Consider the following 24,766-nt stretch of genomic DNA (forward strand, 5'->3'; position numbering starts at 1 on the left):
TGTGATCGTCTACGAGGCAGACAAGAAGCAATTTCTCAGCGACAACAACGACCGGGATATCGAAGACGTCATCCTCGCCAAGTACCTCGGAGCCACCGGCCGCAAAGTGCCGGCGGCAGAGATGAGGTCATGGCGTGATTCGCTCGGCTACATGTCAAAGGTACTCAGTGACTCTGAAATTCCGGACGACGTCGGCGTGGCCGTCGAACTGCACATCCCGCAAAGCTCCAAACGCATCGATATCAGCTTGACCGGTCGAGGTCACGACAACGCGAAGAACGTCGTCATCGTCGAACTAAAGCAATGGGACAAGGTGAAGTCCTCTATGAAGGACGCACTGGTCAGCACCTACCTCGGCGGCGGACACCGCGAAGTCGTGCACCCCTCGTACCAAGCGTGGTCCTATGCCTCTCTGCTGGAGGGCTTCAACGAGGCCGTCTACTCCGGTGGCATCGCCGTACAAGCCTGCGCTTATCTGCATAACTACGAGCGCGACGGCGTCATCGACTCGGACCACTACGCCGATTACATTGCGAAGGCACCGCTGTTTCTTCGGGGCGAGACCGAACGAGGCTTGCTGCGCACCTTCATCAAGCAGCACATCAAGTTCGGCGACCCGAAGGTGCTCTACGAACTGGCTAACGGCCGCATACGGCCATCAAAGGCGCTCAGCGACAGCCTTGCAGGTTTGTTGAAGGGGAACGCCGAATTCATCTTGATCGATGATCAGAAAGAGGTTTACGAGCACATCTTGGCCGCAGGCCGATCCGCATCGAGCGCGAGTCCCAAGGTAGTGATCGTCGAAGGCGGACCGGGGACTGGCAAGACAGTGCTCGCCATCAACGCATTGGTCACCCTGATGGGTGCCGGCCTCAACTGCAAGTACGTTTCGAAGAACGCAGCGCCCAGACGTGTCTATGAGACCAAGCTCGTGGGCACGATGAAGCGCACGCACTACGCCAACCTCTTCACGGGCTCTGGTGGCTTCATCGATACGCCCGCCGATCAGTTCGACGTGTTGATCGTGGATGAGGCGCATCGGCTGAACGAGAAGAGCGGCTTGTACGGAAATCTCGGCGAAAACCAGGTCAAGGAACTCATTGCTGCCGCCAAGTGCACGGTGTTCTTCATCGACGAAGACCAGCGCGTAACGCTGAGCGACATCGGCACCAAGAAGACCATCCGTGAATTCGGTGTTGGCAAGGGCGCTGAGGTGTCGGAGCACGAACTGGCCTCGCAGTTCAGGTGCAGCGGCTCGGACGGATACATCGCTTGGCTCGACAACACCCTCGATGTACGCGAGACCGCCAACAACACGCTCACGACAGCCGAGTTCGACTTTCAAGTATTCGGCACACCCGGCGAGCTGCATGAATCGATCGCGGCGAAGAATACGGCAGGTACGGCACGCGTGGTCGCTGGCTACTGCTGGCCGTGGACCAGCAAGAAAGACCCGAAGTCCTTCGACATCGTTATTGGTGACTACCGCAAGCGCTGGAACCTAGACGTCGACGGAAGCCTGTGGATCATTGCGCCGAACTCGATCAACGAGGTGGGCTGCATTCACACCTGTCAAGGTCTGGAGGTGGACTACATCGGGGTCATCATCGGACCAGATTTGATCGTGCGAAACGGACACGTCCAGACCGTGCCGGCAGCACGAGACCGCTTCGACAAGACGCTGCGCGGCTACAAGACCCGCTTCAAGAAGAACCCCGAAAGCGCCGCTGCAGAAGCGGATCTCATCATCAAGAACACCTACCGCACACTGATGACACGCGGCATGAAGGGGTGTTACGTCTACTGCAGCGACGAAGAGACCGCCAACTACTTTCGCGAGCGGCTGTCACCCGGCGCGCTCGCTGCGGCTTCGCCATAGAGAGGGTCGGCGCAGCAAAGTGCGCGCCGACCGATCTCCTCAGGCGCGTTGCTGATCCATCGCATGAAGCCTTTGCAGCAGCTCCTGGGCGAGCCGGGCGATGTCGTCCGCCAAGTCGGACGCGAGCCACATGAGGTTGTCTCGATGCCGCTCGCCGATTTCTTCGAACCAGCCACTCCGGTCGCCGTAGCAGCAGCTCAGCAGAGATTGCATTTGGGACAACTTGTTCTCAAGAATGTCCAAGGCGTCGGGCCCAGTGGCGATGTGGTGGGATGAGGGCGTGTTTTGCCCGGCGATAATTCGATCAGCCATTTGATGTGCTTGCTTTCCAAAGTACGTGCACGTTGATTGGTCAGACGGCCATGGTGTTAGCGCACCTTGGCCGTCGCCTTTTGTGCCTCACATCGACATCGCGCGGTGTGCATCGATGTCCCGCCGTGAGGCGCGGCGACCGACAAATGTAAGAAGAGAAATGCCGCATTGGCACGCTGTGGCGCACGAACAATGCGTATCCGCGCAATTTGCCCGCACCCGGAACTCGCCGCTATCGAGGCATCAGCTGCTGTAGTTCCGCGCAGGTTAGCTGAAGGCCATCAGCGTGCATTGCCAACGGCACGCCAAGCGTCTTTTCCAGGCTCTTGAGCCACCGGAAGAAATCGACGGTGTGAGCTTCGTCGGCCTCGGTCATCTCGAAAATTCCGTTGCTCGCATGCGATCGCTGGACGAGCTCGATGAGCGAGACGAACGACGCCAAATCCTTCGCGATGTCGGCAGTGTCCAGTGCACGCATATCGCGGATCAGGCCCAGCTCTTCCTGCATCGGCATCACGGTCGGCCGCGTTGCCCAATATGCCAACAGCTTGCCGGGGGCCATCGCGGTCATGGGCCTACAGGCTCTCGAAGAAGTAGGCCAGCACTGTGCCGTCGGCGAATCCCTTATCGAACATTTCGTCCGAAAGAGACCGCGCAGCATCATCGAAGGAAATTTGGTCGAACTTCCGGTCTTGCAGCACCTTCACGATCGGTGCACACAGCTTGGCAAGCTCCGCGTGATCGACAGCAAGCTGCTTCACACCGCCGGTCATGACGTACGGCAAGACCACGAAAACGCGCAGGTCGAAGCGGACATAGAAGCGCGCCTGCATTTCCTTGCTGAACTCGCATTCGATCAGATGCGAGTACCGATCGTTAGCGGGGCCGCGGCCTGTGGCGTGCGCCGTGGCTGCACCGAAGGCGTGGAGCACTTCGGACAGTTCGTGAGCGGGCGCATCGGGCAGCGGCCCGAAGTCTCTTGCGGCGGCGAAAGATTCGAGTTTCCGGATAGTCGGCGTCATGGCAAGTTCAGGGGCGAATCAAGCGATCTCGTGTCGACAGGCTCTCGCACAAAGTCGCGGGCATCAGTCACAGAACGCCGCAAGCCCCATGCCCCGTTCCTCGGCACGATCAAGAATCCCCCGAATCGCCTTGAATGCAGCGGTCTGCCCGCTATGAGCGCCAAGCGAGCTGGTGTTCTCGTCGAACACACGCTGCATCGTCACGATCTGCTCGAGGGGCAGCAGAGAGTCATCGAAGTAGGAGAGGTTTGCGCCCGCCTGCCCGCACTGGTCGAACACAACGGCCAACGAGCGATGCGCATCGAAGTCGATGGAGCCCGCATGCACCAACCCGCGCGGGTCCTTGGGCATGGTGCTGCATGAAGATGGGACGAAGTAGATGTCGAGCATTGGTGCATCGGGGCCACATTCAACACCGCAGCATCAGGGGGTAGCAGTCCTCGAACGATCCCCTGCTGGGACAGATCGAGCGCATCTGGTCTTCGGTGTCGCTACCTCGATTATTCGTTTTTCAAGCCGCTGCCGGCGGCATATCTGGTAGAGAAGTCCTGGTATATCTCGGCGATTTCCGGGTTGCCGTTGTCCTTGCAGATCAACAACAACTTCGCCAAGGCATCCGGCAGATCCAGAGTTACCAGCAATTCAGCCAATCGCCTGTACAGAAACTCGTCGTCGCTCGAAAGGTACTCGTGAAGTCGGCGATCCAGCGAGCTCTTTATTGTTTTCCTGCTCTGGAGAAAGTGAGAGGAATACTGCAGAAGCACGGCCCTTGCGATGATGAGATTGTCGATATTTCCGTCCACTGCGATGTCCAAGACTACGGGAGCAATCTCGGCCAACTCCAGATCGCTCAACCCGGGGGCATCGTCCTTCAGGAACCTGAGCGCAGCAGCCTGCTCCGAAGTGGTGTTCAGGGCCAGCAGGATGGTCTTCTTGAAGTCAACGTGCTTTTTGAAATTGAATCGACTGACAAGAAGAGCGTTTTCCGCCTCCTTCACGAGGCGCCACTCGTCAGGAAAAGCATCCGGATCATTCATTTTTTTCCTGCATGCTGCCAAGGCAGAGATTCGAACAAAGCCTGGAATTCTGTAAACGGCATATCGCGGGTCGGGAACACCGTCGCATGCCCCGGTCCGCGGGGAGAGTTCGGAATCACATCGGAGCCGTCCCGCACTATATCGATTCCGCTCGGCATCTTGGTTCCTTCCGGGATCTCGTGGTAGTGCCCGCTCAACGGCGATTTTGTCGGGTCAACGGTGGTCGATGCCCCCTCCGGAAATTGCTTTCCGGCCTGCGACTTGACCATGCCGTCGGCATCTACCGCAATGTCTTTTCCCGGTCTCGGCGCTCTGGGCTTGCTGGCGTTGCCGAAGGCGCAGTATGAAAGCCCCAGCGGATCGATCCACCGGCTTGGGTTGGGCGCGTATTGATGAAGGTTCGAGCCCCCCATCAATCCGATCGGGTCGGGTCCGATAAACCGCCCGATGTCCGGATCGTAGAACCGGAAGGTGTTGTAGTGCAGCCCCGTGTCCCTATCCAGGTACTGGCCCTGGAAGCGCAGGTTCTGCTCGATGGCCTGGGGCACCGTGTCGGTCGATGCAACGGCGCGGCCATTCAGGGCCGTAACCTCCCACTGCTCGGTAACGGTCGCGCCCCATGTCCTGTAGCTCGCGCGCCAGCACAGCTGGCCTTCGGTGTTGCTCAGTTCTTCCGGCAGGCCGGCAGTGTCGTTGTGGAAGTGAAAGACCTGTGCCGTGGCCGATGCCTCGGCCGGCTCGGCCTTCGCGTCGAGCCGGGCCATGAGCACATGGCCACCGGGCTCGTACACATAGCTCACCACCTGCGAGCCCCTGCGCTCCTCGATCAGCCGCATCCCCTCCCAGATGAACCGCGTGCTGCCGAACGCATCGTGCTTCGCCACGCGCCGCCCCATCGCGTCGTAGTCGAAGCGCGTGAGTTGCGTGGTGGCTTCAGGCGTGCCCGGGCGCCGGGTGGTGTGCACGGCCACGAGGCGGCTTTCCTCGTCCCACTCGAAGCGCTGGTCGGTATGCCTGCCTGCCCTCTTGCGCACAAGCCGGCCGTGGCCGTCGTAGCTGTAGCGCTTGTCTTCGAACACGCGCACGAGGTTGTCGCGCACATGGCCGGGCGCGGTCGATGATGCGTCGAGCAGGTTGCCAGCAGGGTCGTAGGCGAAGCGTTCGCTGTTGGCGGCGGCCGCGCCGCGCACGGTCTGCTCGATGCGCCCGGTGGCGTCGAATCTGTGCGCTGTGGTGCCCTGCAGCGAATGCCGGCTCTGCCGCAGCTCGCCCACCGGGTCGTAGCTGTATTCCTTCATCAGCCCGTCGAGCAGGCGAGCCCCGGGGGTGCCGGCGCTGTCGATAGCCTGGCGCCAGCTCGGGTCTTGCGTGGTGAAGGCCGTGTCCAGTCCGCCGGCCCGGCACCACGACGCGGCGCGCCGGCCCAGCGGGTCGAGAACGAAACGGGTGTGCAGCGCGCCCTGGCTGCGCGCCACTTCGCGGTGCAGGTCGTCGCGCTCGATGTCGCTGATGAGCTGGTGCACCTCGGGTGCATTGCCGTGCTGGTGCGACAGGTTGACCTGGTGCAGGTGGCCCGAGCCGTAGTACAGGTAGTTCAGCGCGCGCTGCACGCCCGGCTGCGACGCGATGGCGGGCAGCACGGTCTGCGTGCGGTTGCCGAGTTCGTCGTGCGCGTGGCGCAGGGTGTGCGTTTCGCCGGTGGTCTCGTCGATGGCGGTTTCTTCGATGAGGCGGCCGAGCTTGTCGTAGGCGAACACGGTGCGGTGCAGCGCGCGCGGTTCGTCGCGCGTGCCGGGTCGCGGCGCCTCCAGCTTGACCGCTTCGGTCAGCCTGTCGAGCAGGTCGTACGTGTAGCGGTAGTGGTGGCTCCCGGTGCGCTTTGCGACGAGGCGGCCCACGGCGTCGCGCAGCAGTTCGGTGCGCAAGGGCCGGCTCGCGGCGGGCCGTGGCCCGGTGCCGTCGTGCAGCGCGAGGTCTTCGTCGCCGATGCCCGGCACATGGGTGATGCACACCGGCCAGCCGTTGGCGTCGTATTCGACCTGCACGCGCGTGCCGCCCACGCGGCGCTCTTCCACCACGCGGTCGGCGGTGTCGCGAATGAACTCGAAGTGCAGGCCGTTCTCGTTGACGAGCGACTGCAGGCGCTGGGCGCTGTCGTAGTGCCATGCGATGCGGCGCCCTTCGGCGTCCTGCCGGGTCAGCGGCTGGCCGCGCAGGCCGAATGCGAATTGCGTGCTGCGGCTCAGCGCATCGGTGGCGGCCACGATGCGGCCGGCCGCGTCGCGGCGGAACGACTGGTGGCTCTGGTCGGGCAACGACACCGACAGCAGCCGCCCCATGGCGTCGTGCGTCAATCGCGTGCGCTGGCCCGCGGCGTCGGTCACGGTCTGCAGGTGGCACCAGCCGTCGTAGGTGTAGCGCGTGGTCTTGCCGGAGCAGTCGGTTAGCGAGACCAGCTGCGCGCATTCGTTCCAGGCCATGCGGTTGGTGCCGCCCTTGCCGTCGGTCACGACGATCGGGAGGCCCCGCCTGTCGTAGGCGTACTCGGTCGTGCGGCCCAGCGGGTCTGTCTCTCGCACCAGGTTGCCCTGGTCGCTGTAGGCATAGGTCCAGGTGCTGCCGTCCGCCAGGGTCTCGCGCCAGGGCTCGCCGAACTCGGTCCAGCCGGTGCTTTGCGTGCGGCCCAGCGCGTCGGTGCGGCTGCTCATGAAGCCCATGGGGTCGTAGGTGCAGCGCGTGGTGGCGCCGCCCGGCTCGGTGATGGCGACGAGCTGCCGCAGCTCGTTGTACTCCGCGTGCCATTGGCGGCCCGCCGCGTCGGCGTAGTCGGTGACCTGGAGGTCGGCATTCCAGTGCCAGGCGAACTCGCGGCCGAGCTGGTCGACGACCAGGGTTTGGCCAAGGGCCAGCGCATCGTCCGCGGCGGGGGGCATGCGGCGCACGGTGTAGCTCTCGCCGTCGTTGGTCCAGTGGCGGGCCACGTGCGCGTCGCCGGCCGTGCCTTGCCACTCGTAGCGGCACTCCAGCCCCGCTGCGTCGGCGTGGAAGTTCATGAGGCCCTGGGCGTCGTAGCCGAAGCGGCGCGCCACCGCGCCGTTGCGGTCGGTCACGTCGAGCAGGCGGCCTTCGCTGTCGTGGCGGTAGGCGACCAGCACGCCCGGCAGTTCGCCGGGTGCGCCGGCGGCCAGGCGCACGGCACGCAGTTGGCGGCTCTCGCCCGCGTAGTCGAGCGCCAGCAGGCGCCCGGTGCTGTCGGTCAGCTCGGCCAGCCGGCCCAGCGCGTCGTGACGCAGGTCGATGAAGTTGCCGTTGCGGTCTTCGATCCGCGCGAGCTTCAGCGTCTGCGCGTGCGCCTCGCCTTCCGCTGGCGGCGCGAACATGAAGAACAACCCGCCCGGCACATGAATGAAGTAGTGGCCGCCTTCGGTGCGGCAAAGATCCAGCCCGTCGCGCAGGCTGTACTGACGCGTGCCGGGCTCGATGCCGGGCAGCACCATCGGCCGGCGCTGTTCGTCGATGAGCGTGACGATGGGCTGGCTTTCTTCGTCGCTGCCCAGGCGCAGCTCCATCGCATAGGGCAGGCTCCAGCCCTGCCCCAGCGCGCCGTCGCGGCGAAGGTCGTGGCTGCTGTAGAAGCGCTGCCACGCAATGGGCAATGGGCCGGGCAGCGTGAAGTCGAGCTCGCTCTCGCCGCCCAGGAACTTGCCGCCCGTGGCTGCATGCACCGGGTTGCCGAAGGAACTGACCAGGCCATGGATGCCCATGCCCAGCCCCACCGCGCCTTCGATCAGGCAAGGCAGCGCATTCTTGCCCTGGCGCGCGAGCTTGGGCAGGCAGCGCAGGCCGCGATAGATCATGACCAGGTTGAAGATGGTCACCAGCACCTTCGAGATGAGCGGCACCTCGTCGGCCACTTCCCGCACGCGCGCGGTCGGGCCACCGATGAAGACGGTGGGCGAGCCTTCGCTCACCTTGGCGCCGCACTCGGTGTGGTCGTCCTTGCGCGAGGCGACGCCCATGTTGACAAACACGGTCTCCGCGCCTTCGGCCAGGAGGATCTGCGGCGAGTCTTTCTTGCAGCTCACGGTGTCCATCGGCATCTCGGGCGAGGCGCGCGCCGCGCCTATGGCCTTGCTGTCGATGAACACGTCCGACGATCCGCTGGTGATCATGCCGGTCACGGTGAGGGTCTCGGGCACCAGCGCGTCGGCAATCGATTCACCCAGGCTCGCGCCCAGGTAGCCGCCTGCCATGCGCGCGCCGACCACCACGGCGCCCGCCACCAACGGCCCCGCGAGGCCCCCGGTGCCGACCACCGCGGCAGCCGCCACGCCCACCGCGAAGCCCACGGCAATGCCGCCGATCAGGCCGCCCGCGAACTTGGCCCAGAAGCGCGCATGCGCATTGGTGTGGGCAATGGGGTCGTGCAGCCGGGCAGCGGGTTTACCGTCCATGGTTCGCCGGTGCCTTCGTCAAGGTGTCAGGCCCTCGCCTGGAAGCTCTCGAGCGTGCGCCGCCACAGCGCGAGCGCGTCTTCGTCGAAGGGCACGGGGCTGCTGGCCGTGAGAATGAGCACGGCCTTGCCGGCCGGGTCCTGCGGCAAGAGGAACACGGCTTGGCGCTGGTGCAGTGCCTGCCCGTTCTGCCTGAACTGCGTGACCAGTTCGATGGCCCGCAGGCTGGCGATGGCCGGGCCCACGGCGATGTCGGTGCGCGACACCTCCTTCAGCTGGCTCACCTGGCGCGTCAGGTCGTTCATCTGCCGGCTGACGAACTGCGCCAGGCTCTCCTGCGCGCGCAGCGCGTCGCGGCTCACGATGAGCGTGGTGCCGGAGCCGTCGGGCATGGCCAGCACGTTCATCGAGCGGTCGATGCGGCCGTCGTCTGGCACGTCGAACCGGCCTTCCTGGATGTGGTACTTCATCGGGCTGCTTTCTTTCGCGGTGTTCTAGTCTTACTGTGTCATAAATGACATAATTCGATTTTCCGGACTTCGAGCTGGAGGATCGATGAATGCAGCAGAGCGTTTTGATCGGTATCTTGAGCACCTGAGCGAAGGCCTTGGTCACGCTGACCGGCACGCCGGCCTTCGCGGTTACTGCACGGGCTTGATGCTTCCGCTGTCACGCAAGAGCGTGGAGCCCATGGCCGCGCGGGTCGATCCGATGCACGCGAGCGCCCGGCACCAGTCACTTCACCACTTCGTGGCCAAGGCCGAGTGGTCCGACACCCAGATGCTGCGACGCGTGTGCCAGTGGGTGATGCCCAAGATGGACTTCAGCCAAGGCGGCTGGTGGATCATCGACGACACCGGATTCCCGAAGAAGGGGCGCCATTCTGTTGGTGTCACCCGTCAGTACTGCGGGATGCTGGGCAAGCAGGATAACTGCCAGGTGGCAGTGAGCATCTCCCTTGCAAGCAGCCAATGCAGCCTGCCCGTGGCTTGGCAGCTGTACCTGCCCGAGGACTGGGCTTCAGATCCGGAACGCCGCGCCAAGGCTGGTGTTCCCGACGAAGTGCGCTTCGCCACGAAGACGCATATCGCGCTGCAGCAGTTGCGCACGCTGCTGGATGAAGGCGCACCGCGCTATTGCGTGCTGGCCGATGCGGGCTACGGGGTGGACAACGCCTTTCGCCAAGCGCTCAGCGACATGGGCTTGCTCTACGCGGTAGGTGTCACATCTGCCGTGGTGGTCTGGCCGCCTGGCGTTCAGCCGCTGCCACCCAAACCTTACAGCGGCATGGGCCGCCCGCCAGTGATGCCCCGGCGCACGGCGGCGCTGCAACCCGTGAGCGTCAAGGCATTGGCGCAGTCCCTGCCAAGCCGAGCGTTCCAGAACATCAGCTGGCGAGAGGGCACCAACGACACACTGAACGGCCGCTTCGCGGCCGTGCGAGTGCGCCACGCTGGAGGCAATACGGGCAAGGCACGTCTGCGCCCCGAGCAGTGGCTGCTCATCGAGTGGCCGGCAGGCGACGCTGAGCCAAGCAAGTACTTCCTGTCCACCCTGCCAGAAGACACGCCGATCGACGAGTTGGTCGGCGTTGCCCATCAGCGCTGGCGCATCGAGCGCGACTACCAGGATCTGAAGCAGGACTTCGGTCTCGGCCACTACGAGGGCCGAGGGTGGCGGGGGTTCCATCACCATGCCGCCTTGAGCATCGCGGCCTACGGGTTCCTGATGGCTGAACGCCTCGTCGCCGACAAGTCTGTCGGCGGCAAAAAAAACTTCATCCAACGCCAGGTGCCTGCCCTTCCCAAGGATTACATCCCCCGCGGCAGTCCTGCGCGCACAGCGCCACGTGGCGACGTCGATCACGACGCTGCGCCATCGACTGAGCTATCTGTTGATCGCTCGTCTTGGCCAGTGCCCCTGCTGCGGAAGGGCAGACGTAAAGCTACTCTTGTGACACAGTAAGACTAGGCGGGGTCGAAGGCGACGAAGGCCAGGCAGCCGGGGTTGCGCTCCGCGAAGCCGAACGACAGCCGGCCCCAGCCGAGCGTGGCCGTGTAGCTGGTCGATTCGTCGAGCGAGCGGCCGCGCGGCACGTCGGTGATCTCCAGCGCGGGGTAGTGCTGGCGCACCTCGGCCAGGGGCACGCAGCGGCCCTTCAGCTCCAGCACGAGGAAGCCCGGGTGCGCGCCTTCGCGCTTGATGCGCAGGTCGATGCGCGCAAGCCCGGTGCCATCCGAAAGGCGCACCGGCGAGCCTTCGAAGAACTGGAACACGGTGCCGCCTTCGGCATGCGTGTCGCTCAGGGTGGTCGACAGCGTGCGGCCGACCTTCTGCACGGAGAACGGCAGCTGCGCGGCCAGCGCGTCGATGCTTTGCCAGAGCGTCATGGTCATGGCTTGCTGATTCATGGGTTCAGTGCTTGCCGGCATATTTCTTGTCGTAGGAATTGCCGTAGTACTGCGTGTACTGCTCGCCGGTGGTCGATGTGTTGAGCGTGCCGTAGTACTTGCCGGCCGCGGCCCTGGCAGCCTCCCGGGTGCCGCCCTTCACCATGCCGTTGTAGGCCTCGTTGAAGGCTTCCACGTTCGCGGGGTTCGCGCCCTTGAGGATGTCGACCTTGGCCGCGCGCCAGACCTCGCGCTGCACCTGGATCTGGTTGAGCGCCGCCTCGCCCTCGGAGCTGAGCATGCTGTTGACGAACGCGGTCTTGGAAGACATGTCGGGCTTGAAGCGATACGAATAGACCGCGTGCCCGACCTCGTGCGACAGCGAGGCGGCCGTCTTGTAGGGGTCGCTCGCGTTGTTGCTGTCGATCACGATCTTCTTCACGGCGGGGTTGGTGTCGGCATATGTGCCTCCGCCCGCCGCGCCATAGCCGATCTTCCATCCCTGCCCTTGCAGGAACTTGACCTGCCTCTGCAGCGTGGGCGACCGCGCCGCGATGGCGTCGACCCCTTTGCCGAGGCCCGTGGTCACGTAGCCCGGCGGCGCGGCCGCGGGCACGGCGTGCTCCGACGCCTCGGCCGACGTGGCTGCCGCTGCGGGCGCCACGGGCACGCCGTCTTCCACCACCGCTTCTTCAGGCGCGCTGCCAATGGGCGCGTCGCAGTTCAGGAAGATCTTGCTGCCGCGCTGGTCCAGCTCGCCCGTGAAGTTGACGAGCCCCTTCACGCCGTTGATGTTCACCGTGCCGTCGGCCAGCAGCACGATGGACGACTTGCCGCAGATCAGCGAGATGCTGGTCTTGCCGGTAACGAACACGTCCTGGTCGGCCGCCTGGATCACCACCGATTTGCGGCCGGTGATGTTGGCGTTGCTGTCGGTGGAGGTCATGGAGGCGTCGGTCTTCGACACCAGGTTGACGGCTCCCGCGCTCGCGTGCGAGACGATGTCGCCGCCCGACACCACGTTGACCTGCCCGCCCTCGCTCACCTGCGTGAGCATGCCGCCCGTGACCAACTGCGTGAGCTGCGCGCCGGTGGTCAGCGTCATGGCCGAGGTGGCGCGCACCGACACGCTCTGGCCCGAGCTAAGCACGATGGGCTTGGGGCTGATCATGGTCTGCCCCTCGGGGCTCACGATGGAGACCACGGGCTTGTCGATCTTGCGCGAGAGGTCGAGCATCTGCTGCGCATCGGCCATCGCGGGGTCGGGGTTGTCGGAGACGCCAGCCTCCGGCGCGCCGCCCGCAGCGAGCGCCGCCACCGCCTGCGAAACGCCGCCTGCCGCCTGCACGCCCTGCACCAGCCCCATCAGCGTCTGGTTCTTGCCCTGGGCCATCGCGCCCACCAGCGCCTTGGTGGCCGCAATGGCTTGGCCGGAGGCCTGCATCAGCGCATTGCTCTGCGCCAGCGTGGCGCCCATGTGCTCGTGGCCGTCGGGGTTGTCGCGGGAGGTGCGCTGCGCATAGTCCTGCGTGTAGGTGGTCAGCAGCAGGCCCTTGTCGGCGCGGATGGAGCCCCACTCGTTGGTGCGCAGCTCGAAGCCGTAGCTGCGCTGCACGCCGGAGCCCTGGTTCATCAGGTAGCCCATGTGCAGGTGGGTGTTGCCGTGGTCGGTCGACAGCTCGATGTGCTCGGTGCCGCGGCTGTCCTCGAAGCGCAGCATGTGCTTGCCGCCGCCGCCCTTGCTCCAGTTGGTCTGGAAGCCGGTCTGGGTCTTGTGGCGCGGCAGTTCCCACGGCGGCATCTGCGCGGCGTTGTAGACGCAGCCGGTGACGATCGGGTAGTCAGGGTCGCCGTTGAGAAAGTCGACGATCACCTCCTGCCCGATGCGCGGGATGTGCATGGCGCCGTAGTTGCTGCCGGCCCAGGTCTGCGAGACGCGGATCCAGCACGAGGAGTTCTCGTCGCGCCGGCCGTAGCGGTCCCAGTGGAACTGCACCTTGATGCGGCCGTATTCGTCGGTGTGGATCTCTTCGCCCGCGGGGCCGACCACCACCGCGGTCTGCGGCCCGGTGGTGCGCGGCCTGGGCGTGACGCGCGCGGGGCGGAATGGAGCGCTGTCGGGCAGCACCTCGAAGGTCTGGCGGTAGCTGGTGCTGCTGGTCGATTCGCTGTAGGCCGCGTCGGCCGCGCCGGCCACGCGCAGCGCGTTTTCCTGGAAGTCGTAGGTCACGGCCTCGATCAGGTAGCGGCGGTTGTCCTCGGCGTTGGGGTGGCGCGCCAGCTCGAACAGGTAGCCCGGCGCCATGTGGCGCAAGTTGCCTTCGGCGCTCACCAGTTCACGGCGCCCTGCGAGCTGCTCCAGGCGCAGGCGCGCGTAGTTCTCGCCGTCGCCCAGTTCGGTGTAGCCGCCGGGCCAGTCGTAGATCTCGAAATCGTCGCGGCTGTGGCCGGCCGGCTGCTGGCGCACGGTGTCGATCTCGGCGTTGGGCTTCCTGAAGTCGTAGTCGTCGGCCGCGAAGTTGCCCGACGCGATGTCTTCCGAATGGCTCCAGCTGTCGATGAAGTCCTGCTCGAGGATCTGCGCGGCCAGCACGCCCGCGTGGTACGGCACCTTCACCGGGCCGCTGGGCACGGGGGTGTGCGAATCGGCGCCGTCGCACAGCACCAGCTGGTGGCTGCCCTGCGCATGCGAGAAGAAGTAGTAGATGCCCTCCTGCTCCATCAGCCGGCTGACGAAGTTGAAGTCGCTCTCCGAGTACTGCACGCAGTAGTCCCAGGTGCGATAGTTGCCGCTCAGGCGCGCGTCGATGGCAAAGCCGTAGGGCGCGAGCACCTCCTGCAATATCTGCGGCGCTGTCTTGAACTGGAAGATCTTGAAGTCGGAGCGGCGGGTGGCGTACCACAGCCACGGGCGCAGCGTGGCTTCGTACACGCACATGTCGCCGTCGTCCTTGCCCACGTAGGCAAAGCGCGTGACCTGTCCGCTCAGGAAGCGCTTGCCGGCGCCGCCAAGCTCGGTGGCAAGGTTCACCTCGATGCTCATGTCTTCGCCCAGCATGCGCCTGGGCTGGATGTTGGGCATGTCGCTGATGAGCCGCACGCGATGCTCGAACAGTGCGGAAATGCGCTCCTGTCCCGTCATCGAACGGAACTTCAGGCGCTCGCCCAGCGCGCTGTGGGCGATGAAGCTGCGGGTCATTCGTGGAAGGCTCCCTGGTCAACGTGTCCGTCGAAGGGAGATCAGGCTTCCTTGTTTTCCTTGATGTTCCAGGCCAGCACCGTCTCGGCGCCCTTGCCGCCCTTGTCGGTCTGCTCCCAGTACTGCTGCTTCACCTTCGCGGCCTGGAAGGCGTACTGCACGAACACGGCGTCGGAACCCTGCTCGGCCGTGTACTGCACAGAGGTGACCAGCACTTCCTCGAGCGTGACGCGCGTGTACTCGATCTGCGAGCCGCCGGCCTTGCACACCGACACTTCCACCTTGCTCAGGTGCTTGCCGCTCGCGCAATTCTTCAGCACTGAGGGCGCGGCCTTGTCGATGCGCGCGATCACCTGCAGGTCGTTGAAGCTGGCCTTGCCCACGCCGCCGCCACCGCCGCTGACCATGTTCCCGGGCTGCGTCGCGCCCCAGGCGAACGACTTGATGTCGCTCCACTCCTTGTGGTTCGAATCCTTCGATTCGCCGTTCGCGCCTTCGACGCGCATGAACATGTCTACTGCCATGAGATCAACTCCCTGAGAAATTGCGTGCCCATCGAGGACACCGTGGAACCAGCCGCCCTCCCCTTGCGGAAGGACGGCAGCGAATCACAAGCGGATGGCGCCGGCGCTGGTGACACAGCGGGGTCGGCGCATCGAATTCGCCCGTACCTTAAGCCAGGCACCCGCGGCAGGCCAGTGCCAAACGGCATGCGCAGAAAGAACTACAGGCACTGGCTGAATTACTCAAAACGGATACGGTGCGCCCGCCACGCGCTCGCACCCCACATACCGGCTCCCGATTTCCAGCAGCCTGGACGGGTTCTCGATACGCAATTCCATCAGCCGGATGCCCGATCGCTTGGGCACCCAGCAGCGCCACGTCAGGAAGACCGACGCCGGGCCAGGGTTCGTCATGTCCACGTGAACGCCGTCGAGGGCCATCTCCAACACTTCAGCGTCTCCATCGTTGCGATGCACGGCGGCGGACAAGCGCACGCCGGGCAGCCAGACCTGGATGTGCGCGTGGTCGGGGTGCATGTGAAGAAGCTGCAGTTCCTCGTCGCCGTTCAGGCGTTCTTCGTGAATGAGGCCCGGCGCGGCGTATTGGTAGAAGCGGTAGTCGAAGTCGTCGGGCAGCAGAGGATGCTTTGCCTCCAACCAGGCATCGTCGAAGGTGCCGGTGAACTGCTGGCGCGGCCGCCATACCGGGGGCAGCGGGCGGAAGCCTTGCGGCACGTAGTCGCGGCGGCGCCAATCGAGAACCGGGTCGGCGGGGTCTTCGATGCAGGGCGCGGGAATGTCGGCATCCATGGGGCTGTGCTGCGCGTCGACGATGCCGCATCCGACGGGGTTGTGGCGGTGGACGTCGACGGGCGTCTGCCCGTCGCCCGTGCCGGGTATCGCTCCCCCGAAAGCGCCCCGCCAGTCGAGCGCCACGGCCTTCACCGGTAGGGCCGGCGAGAGCACCCACTCCTTCTTCTGCCCGGACGCCTTGTCCTCCTCGTCGCCCTCTTGCTTCGCGGCGCATTGCCAGGCTCTAGGGCCGTGCACCCGCACGACTTTCTCGAGCTTGCCCAGGCGCACGCCGGCAAGCCACGAGCGAGCCTCCACGCCATGCGGTGCCCAGCTCGCGCCCAGGATGGTGAGATCGGCCGCCGGCTTGAAGGGCACGATGTCGCAGGTCCGCATCAGCAGGCCGCTGGCGGGATCGCCCTCGTAGCGGTCGGCGAGTTCGAGTTCGTCCTGCCGGGGTGCGAGCACGAGCGGCGCATTCGCCACGACATGGAAGCTGCCGCGCACCGCCAGCACGGCCATGTCGGCGCCGTCGCGGTGGAACTGCGAAAAAGCCAGTGCGGAAAAAGGCGTGTGGTTTTCAAGATGAGGAGCCATGCCAGATGCCGCCGGATCAGTGGAACAGGAATGAAAGCGGGAGAAAGCGCCCGGGCCTCGCCAGTCACCGTCGCAGCAGGGTGAACACCATGCGTTCATCCTCACGCCTGGTGGAGAGAAACTGGACGGGCAGCGAAGGCAGCACGCGCAAGATGTCCGAGAAGGCTGTGGGATCGTCCGTCGTGAGCACAAGAACCTGCCCCGGCGTGCTGCGCCCGACGGACTTTCGAAGCCTCAGTATCGGCACGGGGCAGCGCGTGCCGCAGGTGTCGACATGAAGGGCTTCGCCGTGACCATCGCCGGTCGCGCCATCGGGTACAGACGGCGCAGGCCTCGCAGGCAGGAAGAGATGATCGCGCGGGTCCGTCACGGTCTGCCGCTCGCAAGCGTGCCCGCTGCGCCGAGCGAGCGGAAGTCGGGCATGGTCAATATGCGCTGCAAATGCAAGCCTTCTATGCCCATCATCGAAGGCTTGAATACCACGCCCACCACGCGACCATCGGGCAGGTAGTGAACGATGCGGTGTTTGCCATTGCGCAAGTCGACCGGGCGCCCGAAAGCCGTGTCGTCGGACAGCTTGCGCCGAGCGCCTTGCGGTGTTTCGCCGCGAGCATCGAGGCCGAACGGCAATGGCATTGCGGCGGCATCGATCTGAATGTCGTAGAGCACCCAGGCCTGGGGATCGGCGACAGGTACGCGCTCGGAGAAAGGATGGAGCAACGTGATCTTCAAGCCGCGCGAAACGCTTGCGTAGTCTGCCTTTGCGGCAAGCGCCGCCGGTGGGCATTCGACCGGTGTCAGCTCGGCCCACGCAGCGAAATCGGGCAACCATTCCGCGATGCCGCAGCAACCGATGCGCTGCGACGCTTCGGTCACCCAATCGATGTCACGCTTCCACAGGCCCATGGAGCTTCAGCGGATCGGTGGATTGCCGGGAAATGCGATGCGCTCCCAACGCGTTCCGTCGAAGCGCACGATGTCGGCATAGCCGATGGACCACAACATTCCGTCGACTACCTGCAGGATATGACCGTCGGAATGGTCTGGATCGAGACCGGTGCGGATGCGCTGGGCCTTTCCGTTGGCATGGAGATAGAGACCCGTCTCCGTCGCAAGGAAAATCTGCCCGTCGTAGCTGGCGATGTCGACATAGCTTCGGGTGTCGTCGATCTCCGAGACATCCTTGAATCCATCGACGCGGTTGCCGTGCAAAACGGTTCCGCGCCGACCGCAAGCCCATATCGAATCATCGCTCTCGACATGAATGCTGCTGATCGACGCAAAGCCGGATGCCATGGGCGTCCAGCCATGTTTGTTCCCACAGAACAGCACGCCATCGTTCACGTTCGAGCGCCAGCCCCCGACGTAGACCTCCTGTGCGTTGGGGCCGGCGATGGCTGCGAGGCTCAGGTCGTCCTTGTCACCTTTGCCTTGCAGCAGTCCCAGATCCATATGGCCCCAGGCTCCCGCTTCCGAGCGTCGATAGACCTGACCGCCGCCGCCGCAAGCGTGAAGGTGGCCGCCAATCTGAGCGATGGCCGTCATGTAGCCCCAGCCTTCGGAGTCATCGCGCCACAGGCCCGAGCCCACGATGCGCTCGGTGATGGCTTCGCCGCCTGGCGGCAGATGCATCACGTCGCCTTCCTTGGAAAGAAAGACGAAAACGGGTTCCGCTCCCTGGCGCTGCTGGAAGCGCGTTCCGTCGGCGATCGTGGTCGGCAGGTCGAAAAAATGCCACGCCGGATCCGTACCCTCTCTGTATCTGCAGAGGCGGGCGAAGTCATTGAAGCGATCCTGGCTGTCGGAGCAGGCCAGGAACAGGTGATTGCGCGCAACAGCAACCGCCGCTTCGAACTGAAGCCGCATCGCGCCGGGTCGGGTCAGTGGCTGCATTGCCATGTATTCGTCTTCCTTTTATTCACCGGACCACATCCGCGTCAGCGCCTCGCGCAGTTCGGCATTCGTCTTCATCATTCCCCGGCCGAGCATTTCCTGAGGAACGTCCTTGAATGCATCTCTCACCGGCTGCTCGAACTGGCGTTTGCAGTCGGGCTTGACCTGGTCGAGAGCGTCGATGGCAACGTCCATCACGTCCTTCAGCGTAATGGTTCCGTTGCTTGCGAGCTTTGCACGCATGCCCTTGGCAATCTTGTCATGCACCTGTGTGTGATCTTCCTTGTTCAGGCAGATCGAAGGGCCTTTTCCCAGCGAGGGCGCGCCGGGCATGCGAACCCCCGGGTCCAGGCGCGTGCCGACACGCAGTATGAAGTCCGGAATGATGTGGTGCGCGGCCTCTCCCTCCGAACACTGATTCTCGTCGTAAGGCTCGGGTTCGCATTCGTCCTTGTTGCCTGTGATGCGTCCACCGTCCTTGCCTCCGCCACCACCGGTCTCTGGTGTCATTGCCGGCGCGGTGGTCGTCTGCTGCTGCTGCGGGCGCGCACGCAGTTCTTCGATCTGTCGTTTCACCGACGTGCGGACCTCGGCGTCGAATGCCCTGTACTCCGGGATCCACAAGAAGCTGCTGTTGAGGCGCCCTTCCTTGTAGGCCGTGAGCTGCTCCAGAGCCTGATCGTAGATGGCCTGTTCCTGAGGGTTCTGCGGGTCGATGCCTTCCAGAACGCCGCGCGCGTCGTAGGCGGCTTCGACGTGGTCTCCAATGGGCTTGAGCAGGAGGATCACCCCGATCCATCCGGCCCCTTTTCCTCCCTTGCCTGTCGGCGCAGGAACTTTCGTGCGAGGCATGGCGACCGGGGGGCGCCATGTCGGCGCATCGGTCACGATGGGACCTTTGGGGCTGGTATCGAGAAAAGCCAACCTGACCGGCTGCTCGTCGAGCGCTGTGCGCAACAGCGAGCCGAAACTCGCGGTGCTCGCGGCACTCATGATCCGGGCCCTCCCCGTCTTCTCCTTGTCCGATTCGTAGTATTCGATCACCGCCTTGTCGGCCTGTGCCCTGGCCAGCAGCGTCTCTGCTTCGCTGTCGTCGATGCCGCCGCCATCCTCAGGCGGCCAGTAGTTGCCACCATCCTTCTTGTAGATCAGCTCGCCGACGGTGTTGCGCTTGTTCATCCAGAAGGTGTCGCCGTCGCGCACCAGCCACTGGCCGTTGACACGCACGACGGTGGAAGCCGTCTTCGGCTCCGCGATGTCGCCCACCGTCCCCGACTGGATGCCGGTAGCCGTGCCCGGCTCATCGCCGGTGACGTGGGTGACCACGCTGTCGAACTTGAATGCCTTGAGTCCTGTGAGATAAACGTTCTGCGAGGTATTGGCGTCATCGCCGAGTGCGCCGGTGATCTGGTAAGGGATGGGCGGCGTCGACGAACCGATCGGCGTCTTGCAGACGTCGGGCGCGGTGCACACCACGATCGCCTTTCCCACGTCACGGCCGGCCTCAGGCGGTGCAACACTGGCAGGCGTTGGCGGTGCCGGCTTGCCCAGGATGACAGCTACACGCGCTATCCGCCCTGTCCCCAATCCCGAAAGTGGAGAATTACCCGACGTGCCAGGAATGGATGCCGATGCACCAGCTTTGGGGTTCAGCGCCATGAGCAGGCTTTTCGTCGCCGCCTCAGCAAAGGTCGATGACCTTGCCGTTGATCCGCACCGCACCGGTGGCGCGGAAGTCGAACTTGGCGCCGGTGAGCGTCACCTGGCCGTCTTTCGTCATCTCGAGCCGGCTCTTGCCCACGGTGATGACCAGCTTCTCGCCGACATCGAGCGAAAAGTCTTCGCCGATGGTTTCGTTCTTGCTCTTGCCTACGGCCACCGTCTGCGTCAGTCCGACCAGCGATGTCTTGGCGATGCCGACCTCCTCCGACGAAGTGAGCGCGACGAAGCGGTTCATGTTCTGCAGCACCGTCAGCAGCTCGTTGGCCTTGATCGTCTCCATCCGGTTGTTGCCGATGGTGATGGTTTCGTCATGGCCGACCGTCTCCGTGCGGTCGTGCTTCACATGCACGGTCTCGTCGTGGTCGATGGTCTTGCTGCGGTCGTGGCCGACCCAGTGGGTTTCGTCGCGCTCGACCTCGATGTCCTGGTTGCGCTCGGCGTGCAGCCACACCTGCTCCTGCCCCTTCTTGTCCTCGAAGCGAAGCGCGTTGGCATTGGCGTCCGTCGCGCCCTCCGAACTGCGCGTGAGCAGGCCGCTTTGCGTCGCGTTGTCGGGCAGTGTCCAGGGCGGCATGTTGTCGGCGTTGTAGACGCGCCCGGTCACGATGGGCCGGTCGGGGTCGCCGTTCTCGAAGTCGACGATCACCTCCTGCCCGATGCGCGGTATCTGGATGCCGCCGAAGTTGGTGCCGGCCCAGGGCGATGACACGCGCACCCAGCAGGAACTGTTCTCGTCCTTGGTGCAGTAGCGGTTCCAGTGAAAGCTGAGCTTCACGCGGCCGTACTGGTCGGTCCAGATCTCGCGCCCGGCCGGGCCGGTGACGATGGCCGTCTGCGGGCCCGAGGTTCGCGGGCGCGGTGCATTGGGCGCGGGTGCGCGAAAGACCTTGCCCGACGAGATCACGTCGAAGTCCACCCGGCATTCGAAAACCTCCTGGCCGCTGGCCTCGCCGGGCTCCTGCATGTGCAGGCGTGCGTCGGTCACGAGGTACTGGCGGTTGGATTCGCTCTGCGGATGCCGCTCGAGCGTGATCAGGCAACCCGGCACTACGGCGCGCAGGTTGCCCGAGCCGCTGGCGCGCTCGCCTTGGCTGCCGACTTCTTCCATGCGCGTGCGCACGAGCTGCTCACCTTCGGACTCGACCGCGTAGTCGCCCGGCCAGCCGTAGCGCTCCAGGGTGTTCTGCGCCGTCTTGCGCGGCATGGCGCTGACCTGCTGCAGGTCGGCCTTGGGCCGGGTGAAATCGAAGTCGCTCGTGACCCAGCGGCCGCTTTGCAGCGCTTCGCAGGCGTTGAAGCTGTCGCAATGCTCCTCGCGCACGGTGTCTTCGGCGGCGTGGAAGGGAATCGTCTCGTAGGCGGCGTTGGCGAATGGCTTGTGCGCGGCCATGTCGTCCACCACCACGAGCTTGTGTGCGCCTTCAGCGTGCTCGAAGTAGTAGTACAGGCCCCACTCGTGCATCAGCCGGGCCATGAAGTCGTGGTCGCTCTCGCCGTACTGCACCTGGAATTCGCGCGGCGGGTAGTTCTGCGAGGCGCAGATCTCGAACGGAAAATCGTACTTGCCCAGCGTCTGCGAAAGAATCGCGAGCACGGTCTGGTTCTGGAAGATCCGGAAGTCGTTGGTACGCGTGGCCAGCGTGAGCCAGGGTTCGATGACGGCCTCGTAGAGCGCGCGCCGATTCTCGAGCCGCAGAAAACGCACGCGCGTCACCAGCCCCGAGATATGCCGCTGCGAGCCCCCCGCGCCGGGCCGGCCGTCGAGCCGGATATGCACCGTCAGGACTTCGCCAACCAGCTGCTTGATGGCGACGTTGGCCGCCTGCCGGCCGCTGTAACCGCTCTGCTCCGGCGTGGCCAGTGTGAGCGTATAGCGGAACAAACGGCTCAGCCCTTCGTCTCCTTCGATGCGCACCGGCTCCAGCGCCGGCTCGCCGCCGAGCGATGGCATGGCGGAGGATGAAATCCGCAGCGTGCGGCCTGACTCCACGGTGCCCGTTGCCATGACGTTCTCCCTGAAATTTCAATTCGATGTCGGCCGAAGACCATGTTCGACCTGAACTGTGACAAATCGATTGAAGTGGGCGCTTTTTCTTTGTGGCTTCGATTGATGAAAATGAAATAGAAGAAGAACGAATTAAAAAAGCCCGTCATCGACACGATGACGGGCTTGGGAGTTGGAACAGTGCAGCAGGTGTCAGGTGGCCGTGCCGGCCTCGTCGAGCCAGCTCGCCACCAATGCAGGCACCACGTCTGTGGCCTTGCCCTGCAGAAAGGTGAAGCCATGAGGCACGGCCTCCATGTCGAGCGCAACCAGCACCTTCTGCGCCGAGCGCCGTGCATACCGCACCAGCGAAGCGGCGGGATTCACGGTGAGCGAAGTGCCCACCACCAGCACGCGCGACGCGCTTTCCACATGCGCCTCGGCCGCGTCGAAGTTCTCCACCGATTCGCCGAACCACACGATGTCGGGCCGCAGTTGCGTGCCGTCTTCGCAGAGCTGTCCCATCGAGATCGGCTCGCCGTCGACGCGATAGCGCTTCGGCTGCGGGCCTGAAGAGCCGCGCACATAGGCGAGCTGGCCATGCAGGTGCACCACGTTGCGAGAACCCGCGCGCTCGTGGAGCGCATCGACGTTCTGCGTGACGATGACCACTTCATAGGCCTGCTCGAGCGACGCGATGGCCATGTGCGCCGCATTCGGCTGCGCCTGCCATGCCTTCTGCCGGCGCTCGTTGTAGAAGGCGAGCACCGCCTCGGGGTACTTGCGCCAGCCCTCCGGACTCGCAAGCTCCTGCCATGCGTAGGTGTTCCACAAGCCCTTGGCATCGCGGAACGTGGGCAGACCGCTCTCGGCGCTCACGCCGGAGCCGGAGAGGACGACGATTTTTTCGGGTTGGGTATCGGGTTTCATCTTTTCACTCACTAGTTTGATCCAGAAAGGATTCGGCGACGCTGAAGATCGGTCGAAATCTATGGAGGCGCGATCCGGAGTCGAACCGGACTTCGCGGATTTGCAATCCGCTGCATTGCCGCTTTGCTATCGCGCCGGAACTTGAATGGCGCCCCGCAGGGGAATCGAACCCCTGGCTTCCTCCTGGACAGGGAGGCACTCTGGCCACTGAGCTAGCGAGGCGAAAAAGAAAAGAAGAAAGAAAACTGGCAGGCCCTCAAGGATTCGAACCTTGGATCCCGGGATCAAAACCCGGTGCCTTGGACCACTAGGCGAAGGGCCAGTAAAGAGTGAACGAACGAAAAGACGCAAGGGAAGATGGTCTGGGTGGCAGGATTTGAACCTGCAGCCTCCTGCTTCCAAGGCAGGCCGTCTACCAGATTGACAGTACACCCAGAGAAAATCGGACCGAGAAAATTTGGTGCCCCAGGGGAGACTCGAACTCCCAGAATTCCGCTTCTAAGGCGGACACGTCTACCAATTGCGTCACCGGGGCTGATGCACGATGTATGTGCGTGAGGCGGCAGCCGCTCCAGTGGCCGGCTTCGCCTCGATGCTCGCGATTTTTTAAAGAGCGTTCACGGAGCCTTGGCCCCGTGCCATGCAGCGCGATCACTGCCTGAGAAAAAAGTGGTGAATGAAAAAAGCAAAAGGCCCGAAACCTTGCGGTGTCCGGGCCTCTGCTGAAGAGAGCTTGGGAGGTCTGCGCCTACGCGCGCCCTCCACCCGGTTGCATTCGATCCTCGCAATCGCACGGCCACGGATTGGCTTGCGGCTGCTGCACGAGGTTCGGGTTCTGTTCGAGTTGCCGCAGCGACGGCAGCAGGCTCAGGCCGGCACCCGCATGCGACGCGACACGCACGAACACGTTGCCCGATGCGGGGCAGGTGCTGTAGATGCGGATCTTTGCGGTGTTCACGATGTGTGCTGTTGGCGTTGAGTGGGTTGGACTGTAAATAGTCTTTACTCAACCGTCAACAACTGTGATCAACTTTTTTTTGAAGTACTGTTGCGGCAGTACTTCAGCCCTCGTTCATTTCCAGGAGCCCGCATGGCGTCTTCGTCTCTCGCTGCACACCCGCACTACGACCGTCTGATCGCCGCAGCGCGCGGCTTGCCGCCGTTGCGCGTCGCGGTGGTTCATCCGGCCAATGCCGTGTCGCTGGAGGCGGCCTTTGCGTCCGCCGCGCTGGGCCTCATCGCACCGACGCTGGTCGGCCCGCGCGCGAAGATCGAAGCGGCTGCGCAAGAGGTCGGCATCGATCTCTCGAACATCGCCATCGTCGATGCGCCGCACAGCCATGCCGCGGCCGATGCGGCGGTCGCGATGGCCTTGCGCGGCGAGGTCGATGCCCTGATGAAAGGCAGCCTGCACACAGACGAGCTGATGGGCGCTGTGGTGCGCCGCGAAGGCGGCCTGCGCACTTCGCGCCGCATCAGCCATTGCTTCGTGATGGACGTGCCGGGCCATGTGCAGCCGCTGATCATCTCGGACGCGGCCATCAACATCGCCCCCACGCTCGAAGAGAAGGTCGACATCGTGCAGAACGCGATCGATCTGGCGCACGCGCTGCAGATGCCCGCGGTGCGCGTGGCCATACTGTCCGCGACGGAGACGGTCAACCCGAAGGTGCCGTCCACGCTCGATGCCGCCGTGCTGTGCAAGATGGCAGACCGGGGCCAGATCACCGGCGCGGTGCTCGATGGCCCGCTGGCCATGGACAACGCCATCGACGCCGAGGCCGCGCGCATCAAGGGCATCGCCTCACCGGTGGCGGGCCGCGCCAACGTGCTGATCGTGCCGGACCTCGATGCCGGCAACATGCTCGCGAAGAGTCTGACCTTCCTCGGCGGCGCCTATGCGGCGGGCATCGTGCTGGGCACGAAGGTGCCGGTGATCCTCACGAGCCGCGCCGATTCCGAATCGGCCCGGCTCGCATCGTGCGCGGTCGCATCCATGCTCGCCAAGGCAGGCCGCGACAAGCTCATCAAGGCAGTCGGCTGAAGGGCCGC

The 24,766-nt window shown here is 64.4% G+C and carries 21 protein-coding genes and 4 tRNA genes; 3 read left to right on the plus strand and 22 right to left on the minus strand.

The window, feature by feature from the left end; all coding sequences use genetic code 11:
* The first annotated feature begins 1 nt into the window (after position 1).
* Positions 2 to 1,879 carry a DUF2075 domain-containing protein gene (locus L3V85_RS25530; RefSeq protein ID WP_237675468.1) on the plus strand — a complete coding sequence of 626 codons (1,878 nt, stop codon included), beginning with the start codon at positions 2 to 4 and terminating at the stop codon, positions 1,877 to 1,879.
* 39 nt (positions 1,880 to 1,918) lie between these two features.
* On the opposite strand, the gene L3V85_RS25535 is transcribed toward L3V85_RS25530, so the two are convergent.
* From L3V85_RS25535 to L3V85_RS25565, 7 genes are all read right to left on the minus strand, one after another.
* Positions 1,919 to 2,191 carry a hypothetical protein gene (locus L3V85_RS25535; RefSeq protein WP_237675469.1) on the minus strand — a complete coding sequence of 91 codons (273 nt, stop codon included), beginning with the start codon at positions 2,189 to 2,191 and terminating at the stop codon, positions 1,919 to 1,921.
* Between the two features lie 232 nt (positions 2,192 to 2,423).
* A complete protein-coding gene (locus L3V85_RS25540; protein ID WP_237675470.1) occupies positions 2,424 to 2,762 on the minus strand; it encodes a hypothetical protein in 339 nt (112 codons plus the stop codon).
* A 4-nt stretch (positions 2,763 to 2,766) separates the two neighbouring features.
* Entirely contained in the window at positions 2,767 to 3,213 is a 447-nt protein-coding gene (locus tag L3V85_RS25545; RefSeq protein WP_237675471.1) for a hypothetical protein, read from the minus strand.
* Positions 3,214 to 3,276: 63 nt separating this feature from the next.
* A complete protein-coding gene (locus tag L3V85_RS25550; RefSeq protein ID WP_237675472.1) occupies positions 3,277 to 3,603 on the minus strand; it encodes a hypothetical protein in 327 nt (108 codons plus the stop codon).
* A gap of 110 nt (positions 3,604 to 3,713) precedes the next feature.
* Entirely contained in the window at positions 3,714 to 4,250 is a 537-nt protein-coding gene (locus tag L3V85_RS25555; RefSeq protein WP_237675473.1) for a hypothetical protein, read from the minus strand.
* A complete protein-coding gene (locus L3V85_RS25560) occupies positions 4,247 to 8,704 on the minus strand; it encodes an RHS repeat-associated core domain-containing protein (protein ID WP_237675474.1) in 4,458 nt (1,485 codons plus the stop codon). The genes L3V85_RS25555 and L3V85_RS25560 overlap by 4 nt, the downstream gene beginning before the upstream one ends.
* 26 nt (positions 8,705 to 8,730) lie before the next feature.
* A complete protein-coding gene (locus L3V85_RS25565) occupies positions 8,731 to 9,174 on the minus strand; it encodes a DcrB-related protein (protein WP_237675475.1) in 444 nt (147 codons plus the stop codon).
* A gap of 85 nt (positions 9,175 to 9,259) precedes the next feature.
* Between L3V85_RS25565 and L3V85_RS25570 the strand changes: the two genes are divergently transcribed.
* Entirely contained in the window at positions 9,260 to 10,669 is a 1,410-nt protein-coding gene (locus L3V85_RS25570; protein WP_237675476.1) for an IS701 family transposase, read from the plus strand.
* Between the two features lie 2 nt (positions 10,670 to 10,671).
* On the opposite strand, the gene L3V85_RS25575 is transcribed toward L3V85_RS25570, so the two are convergent.
* From L3V85_RS25575 to L3V85_RS25645, 15 genes are all read right to left on the minus strand, one after another.
* Positions 10,672 to 11,115 carry a hypothetical protein gene (locus tag L3V85_RS25575; RefSeq protein WP_237675477.1) on the minus strand — a complete coding sequence of 148 codons (444 nt, stop codon included), beginning with the start codon at positions 11,113 to 11,115 and terminating at the stop codon, positions 10,672 to 10,674.
* Positions 11,116 to 11,119: 4 nt separating this feature from the next.
* The gene (locus L3V85_RS25580) at positions 11,120 to 14,293 is read right to left on the minus strand and encodes a type VI secretion system Vgr family protein (protein WP_237675478.1); all 3,174 of its coding nucleotides are present in this window, start codon (positions 14,291 to 14,293) and stop codon (positions 11,120 to 11,122) included.
* 41 nt (positions 14,294 to 14,334) lie between these two features.
* Complete coding sequence (locus L3V85_RS25585; protein WP_237675479.1) at positions 14,335 to 14,817, minus strand: Hcp family type VI secretion system effector; 483 nt, start codon at positions 14,815 to 14,817, stop codon at positions 14,335 to 14,337.
* Positions 14,818 to 15,039: 222 nt separating this feature from the next.
* Positions 15,040 to 16,185, minus strand: coding sequence for a DUF2169 family type VI secretion system accessory protein (locus L3V85_RS25590; protein ID WP_237675480.1), 1,146 nt, complete (start codon positions 16,183 to 16,185; stop codon positions 15,040 to 15,042).
* Between the two features lie 64 nt (positions 16,186 to 16,249).
* Entirely contained in the window at positions 16,250 to 16,555 is a 306-nt protein-coding gene (locus L3V85_RS25595) for a sulfurtransferase TusA family protein (RefSeq protein ID WP_237675481.1), read from the minus strand.
* Entirely contained in the window at positions 16,552 to 17,091 is a 540-nt protein-coding gene (locus L3V85_RS25600; protein WP_237675482.1) for a hypothetical protein, read from the minus strand. The genes L3V85_RS25595 and L3V85_RS25600 overlap by 4 nt, the downstream gene beginning before the upstream one ends.
* A 6-nt stretch (positions 17,092 to 17,097) precedes the next feature.
* A complete protein-coding gene (locus L3V85_RS25605) occupies positions 17,098 to 18,084 on the minus strand; it encodes a hypothetical protein (protein WP_237675483.1) in 987 nt (328 codons plus the stop codon).
* 15 nt (positions 18,085 to 18,099) lie between these two features.
* On the minus strand, positions 18,100 to 19,737 hold the full coding sequence (locus L3V85_RS25610) for a DUF4150 domain-containing protein (protein ID WP_237675484.1): 1,638 nt from the start codon (positions 19,735 to 19,737) through the stop codon (positions 18,100 to 18,102).
* A 22-nt stretch (positions 19,738 to 19,759) separates the two neighbouring features.
* Positions 19,760 to 21,805 carry a type VI secretion system Vgr family protein gene (locus L3V85_RS25615; RefSeq protein ID WP_237675485.1) on the minus strand — a complete coding sequence of 682 codons (2,046 nt, stop codon included), beginning with the start codon at positions 21,803 to 21,805 and terminating at the stop codon, positions 19,760 to 19,762.
* 192 nt (positions 21,806 to 21,997) lie between these two features.
* Entirely contained in the window at positions 21,998 to 22,714 is a 717-nt protein-coding gene (locus tag L3V85_RS25620; protein WP_237675486.1) for an SIR2 family NAD-dependent protein deacylase, read from the minus strand.
* A gap of 62 nt (positions 22,715 to 22,776) precedes the next feature.
* A tRNA-Cys gene (locus L3V85_RS25625) sits at positions 22,777 to 22,850 on the minus strand.
* Positions 22,851 to 22,860: 10 nt separating this feature from the next.
* Positions 22,861 to 22,936 (minus strand) — tRNA-Asp (locus tag L3V85_RS25630).
* Between the two features lie 136 nt (positions 22,937 to 23,072).
* A tRNA-Pro gene (locus tag L3V85_RS25635) sits at positions 23,073 to 23,150 on the minus strand.
* Between the two features lie 22 nt (positions 23,151 to 23,172).
* Positions 23,173 to 23,249 (minus strand) — tRNA-Leu (locus L3V85_RS25640).
* A 213-nt stretch (positions 23,250 to 23,462) separates the two neighbouring features.
* Positions 23,463 to 23,672 carry a hypothetical protein gene (locus tag L3V85_RS25645; RefSeq protein ID WP_237675487.1) on the minus strand — a complete coding sequence of 70 codons (210 nt, stop codon included), beginning with the start codon at positions 23,670 to 23,672 and terminating at the stop codon, positions 23,463 to 23,465.
* 132 nt (positions 23,673 to 23,804) lie between these two features.
* Between L3V85_RS25645 and L3V85_RS25650 the strand changes: the two genes are divergently transcribed.
* Positions 23,805 to 24,758 carry a phosphate acetyltransferase gene (locus L3V85_RS25650; protein ID WP_237675488.1) on the plus strand — a complete coding sequence of 318 codons (954 nt, stop codon included), beginning with the start codon at positions 23,805 to 23,807 and terminating at the stop codon, positions 24,756 to 24,758.
* Positions 24,759 to 24,766: the final 8 nt, after the last annotated feature.

The sequence above is a fragment of the Variovorax paradoxus genome (genome assembly GCF_022009635.1).
GTDB lineage: Bacteria > Pseudomonadota > Gammaproteobacteria > Burkholderiales > Burkholderiaceae_C > Variovorax.

Excerpts from the sequence above, each read along its gene's own strand:
- L3V85_RS25535 (WP_237675469.1), bottom strand. The coding sequence starts at position 2,191 with ATGGCTGATCGAATTATCGCCGGGCAAAACACGCCCTCATCCCACCAC.
- L3V85_RS25540 (WP_237675470.1), bottom strand. The coding sequence starts at position 2,762 with ATGACCGCGATGGCCCCCGGCAAGCTGTTGGCATATTGGGCAACGCGG.
- L3V85_RS25545 (WP_237675471.1), bottom strand. The coding sequence starts at position 3,213 with ATGACGCCGACTATCCGGAAACTCGAATCTTTCGCCGCCGCAAGAGAC.
- L3V85_RS25550 (WP_237675472.1), bottom strand. The coding sequence starts at position 3,603 with ATGCTCGACATCTACTTCGTCCCATCTTCATGCAGCACCATGCCCAAG.
- L3V85_RS25555 (WP_237675473.1), bottom strand. The coding sequence starts at position 4,250 with ATGAATGATCCGGATGCTTTTCCTGACGAGTGGCGCCTCGTGAAGGAG.
- L3V85_RS25560 (WP_237675474.1), bottom strand. The coding sequence starts at position 8,704 with ATGGACGGTAAACCCGCTGCCCGGCTGCACGACCCCATTGCCCACACC.
- L3V85_RS25565 (WP_237675475.1), bottom strand. The coding sequence starts at position 9,174 with ATGAAGTACCACATCCAGGAAGGCCGGTTCGACGTGCCAGACGACGGC.
- L3V85_RS25570 (WP_237675476.1), top strand. The coding sequence starts at position 9,260 with ATGAATGCAGCAGAGCGTTTTGATCGGTATCTTGAGCACCTGAGCGAA.
- L3V85_RS25575 (WP_237675477.1), bottom strand. The coding sequence starts at position 11,115 with ATGAATCAGCAAGCCATGACCATGACGCTCTGGCAAAGCATCGACGCG.
- L3V85_RS25580 (WP_237675478.1), bottom strand. The coding sequence starts at position 14,293 with ATGACCCGCAGCTTCATCGCCCACAGCGCGCTGGGCGAGCGCCTGAAG.
- L3V85_RS25585 (WP_237675479.1), bottom strand. The coding sequence starts at position 14,817 with ATGGCAGTAGACATGTTCATGCGCGTCGAAGGCGCGAACGGCGAATCG.
- L3V85_RS25590 (WP_237675480.1), bottom strand. The coding sequence starts at position 16,185 with ATGGCTCCTCATCTTGAAAACCACACGCCTTTTTCCGCACTGGCTTTT.
- L3V85_RS25600 (WP_237675482.1), bottom strand. The coding sequence starts at position 17,091 with ATGGGCCTGTGGAAGCGTGACATCGATTGGGTGACCGAAGCGTCGCAG.
- L3V85_RS25605 (WP_237675483.1), bottom strand. The coding sequence starts at position 18,084 with ATGGCAATGCAGCCACTGACCCGACCCGGCGCGATGCGGCTTCAGTTC.
- L3V85_RS25610 (WP_237675484.1), bottom strand. The coding sequence starts at position 19,737 with ATGGCGCTGAACCCCAAAGCTGGTGCATCGGCATCCATTCCTGGCACG.
- L3V85_RS25615 (WP_237675485.1), bottom strand. The coding sequence starts at position 21,805 with ATGGCAACGGGCACCGTGGAGTCAGGCCGCACGCTGCGGATTTCATCC.
- L3V85_RS25620 (WP_237675486.1), bottom strand. The coding sequence starts at position 22,714 with ATGAAACCCGATACCCAACCCGAAAAAATCGTCGTCCTCTCCGGCTCC.
- L3V85_RS25650 (WP_237675488.1), top strand. The coding sequence starts at position 23,805 with ATGGCGTCTTCGTCTCTCGCTGCACACCCGCACTACGACCGTCTGATC.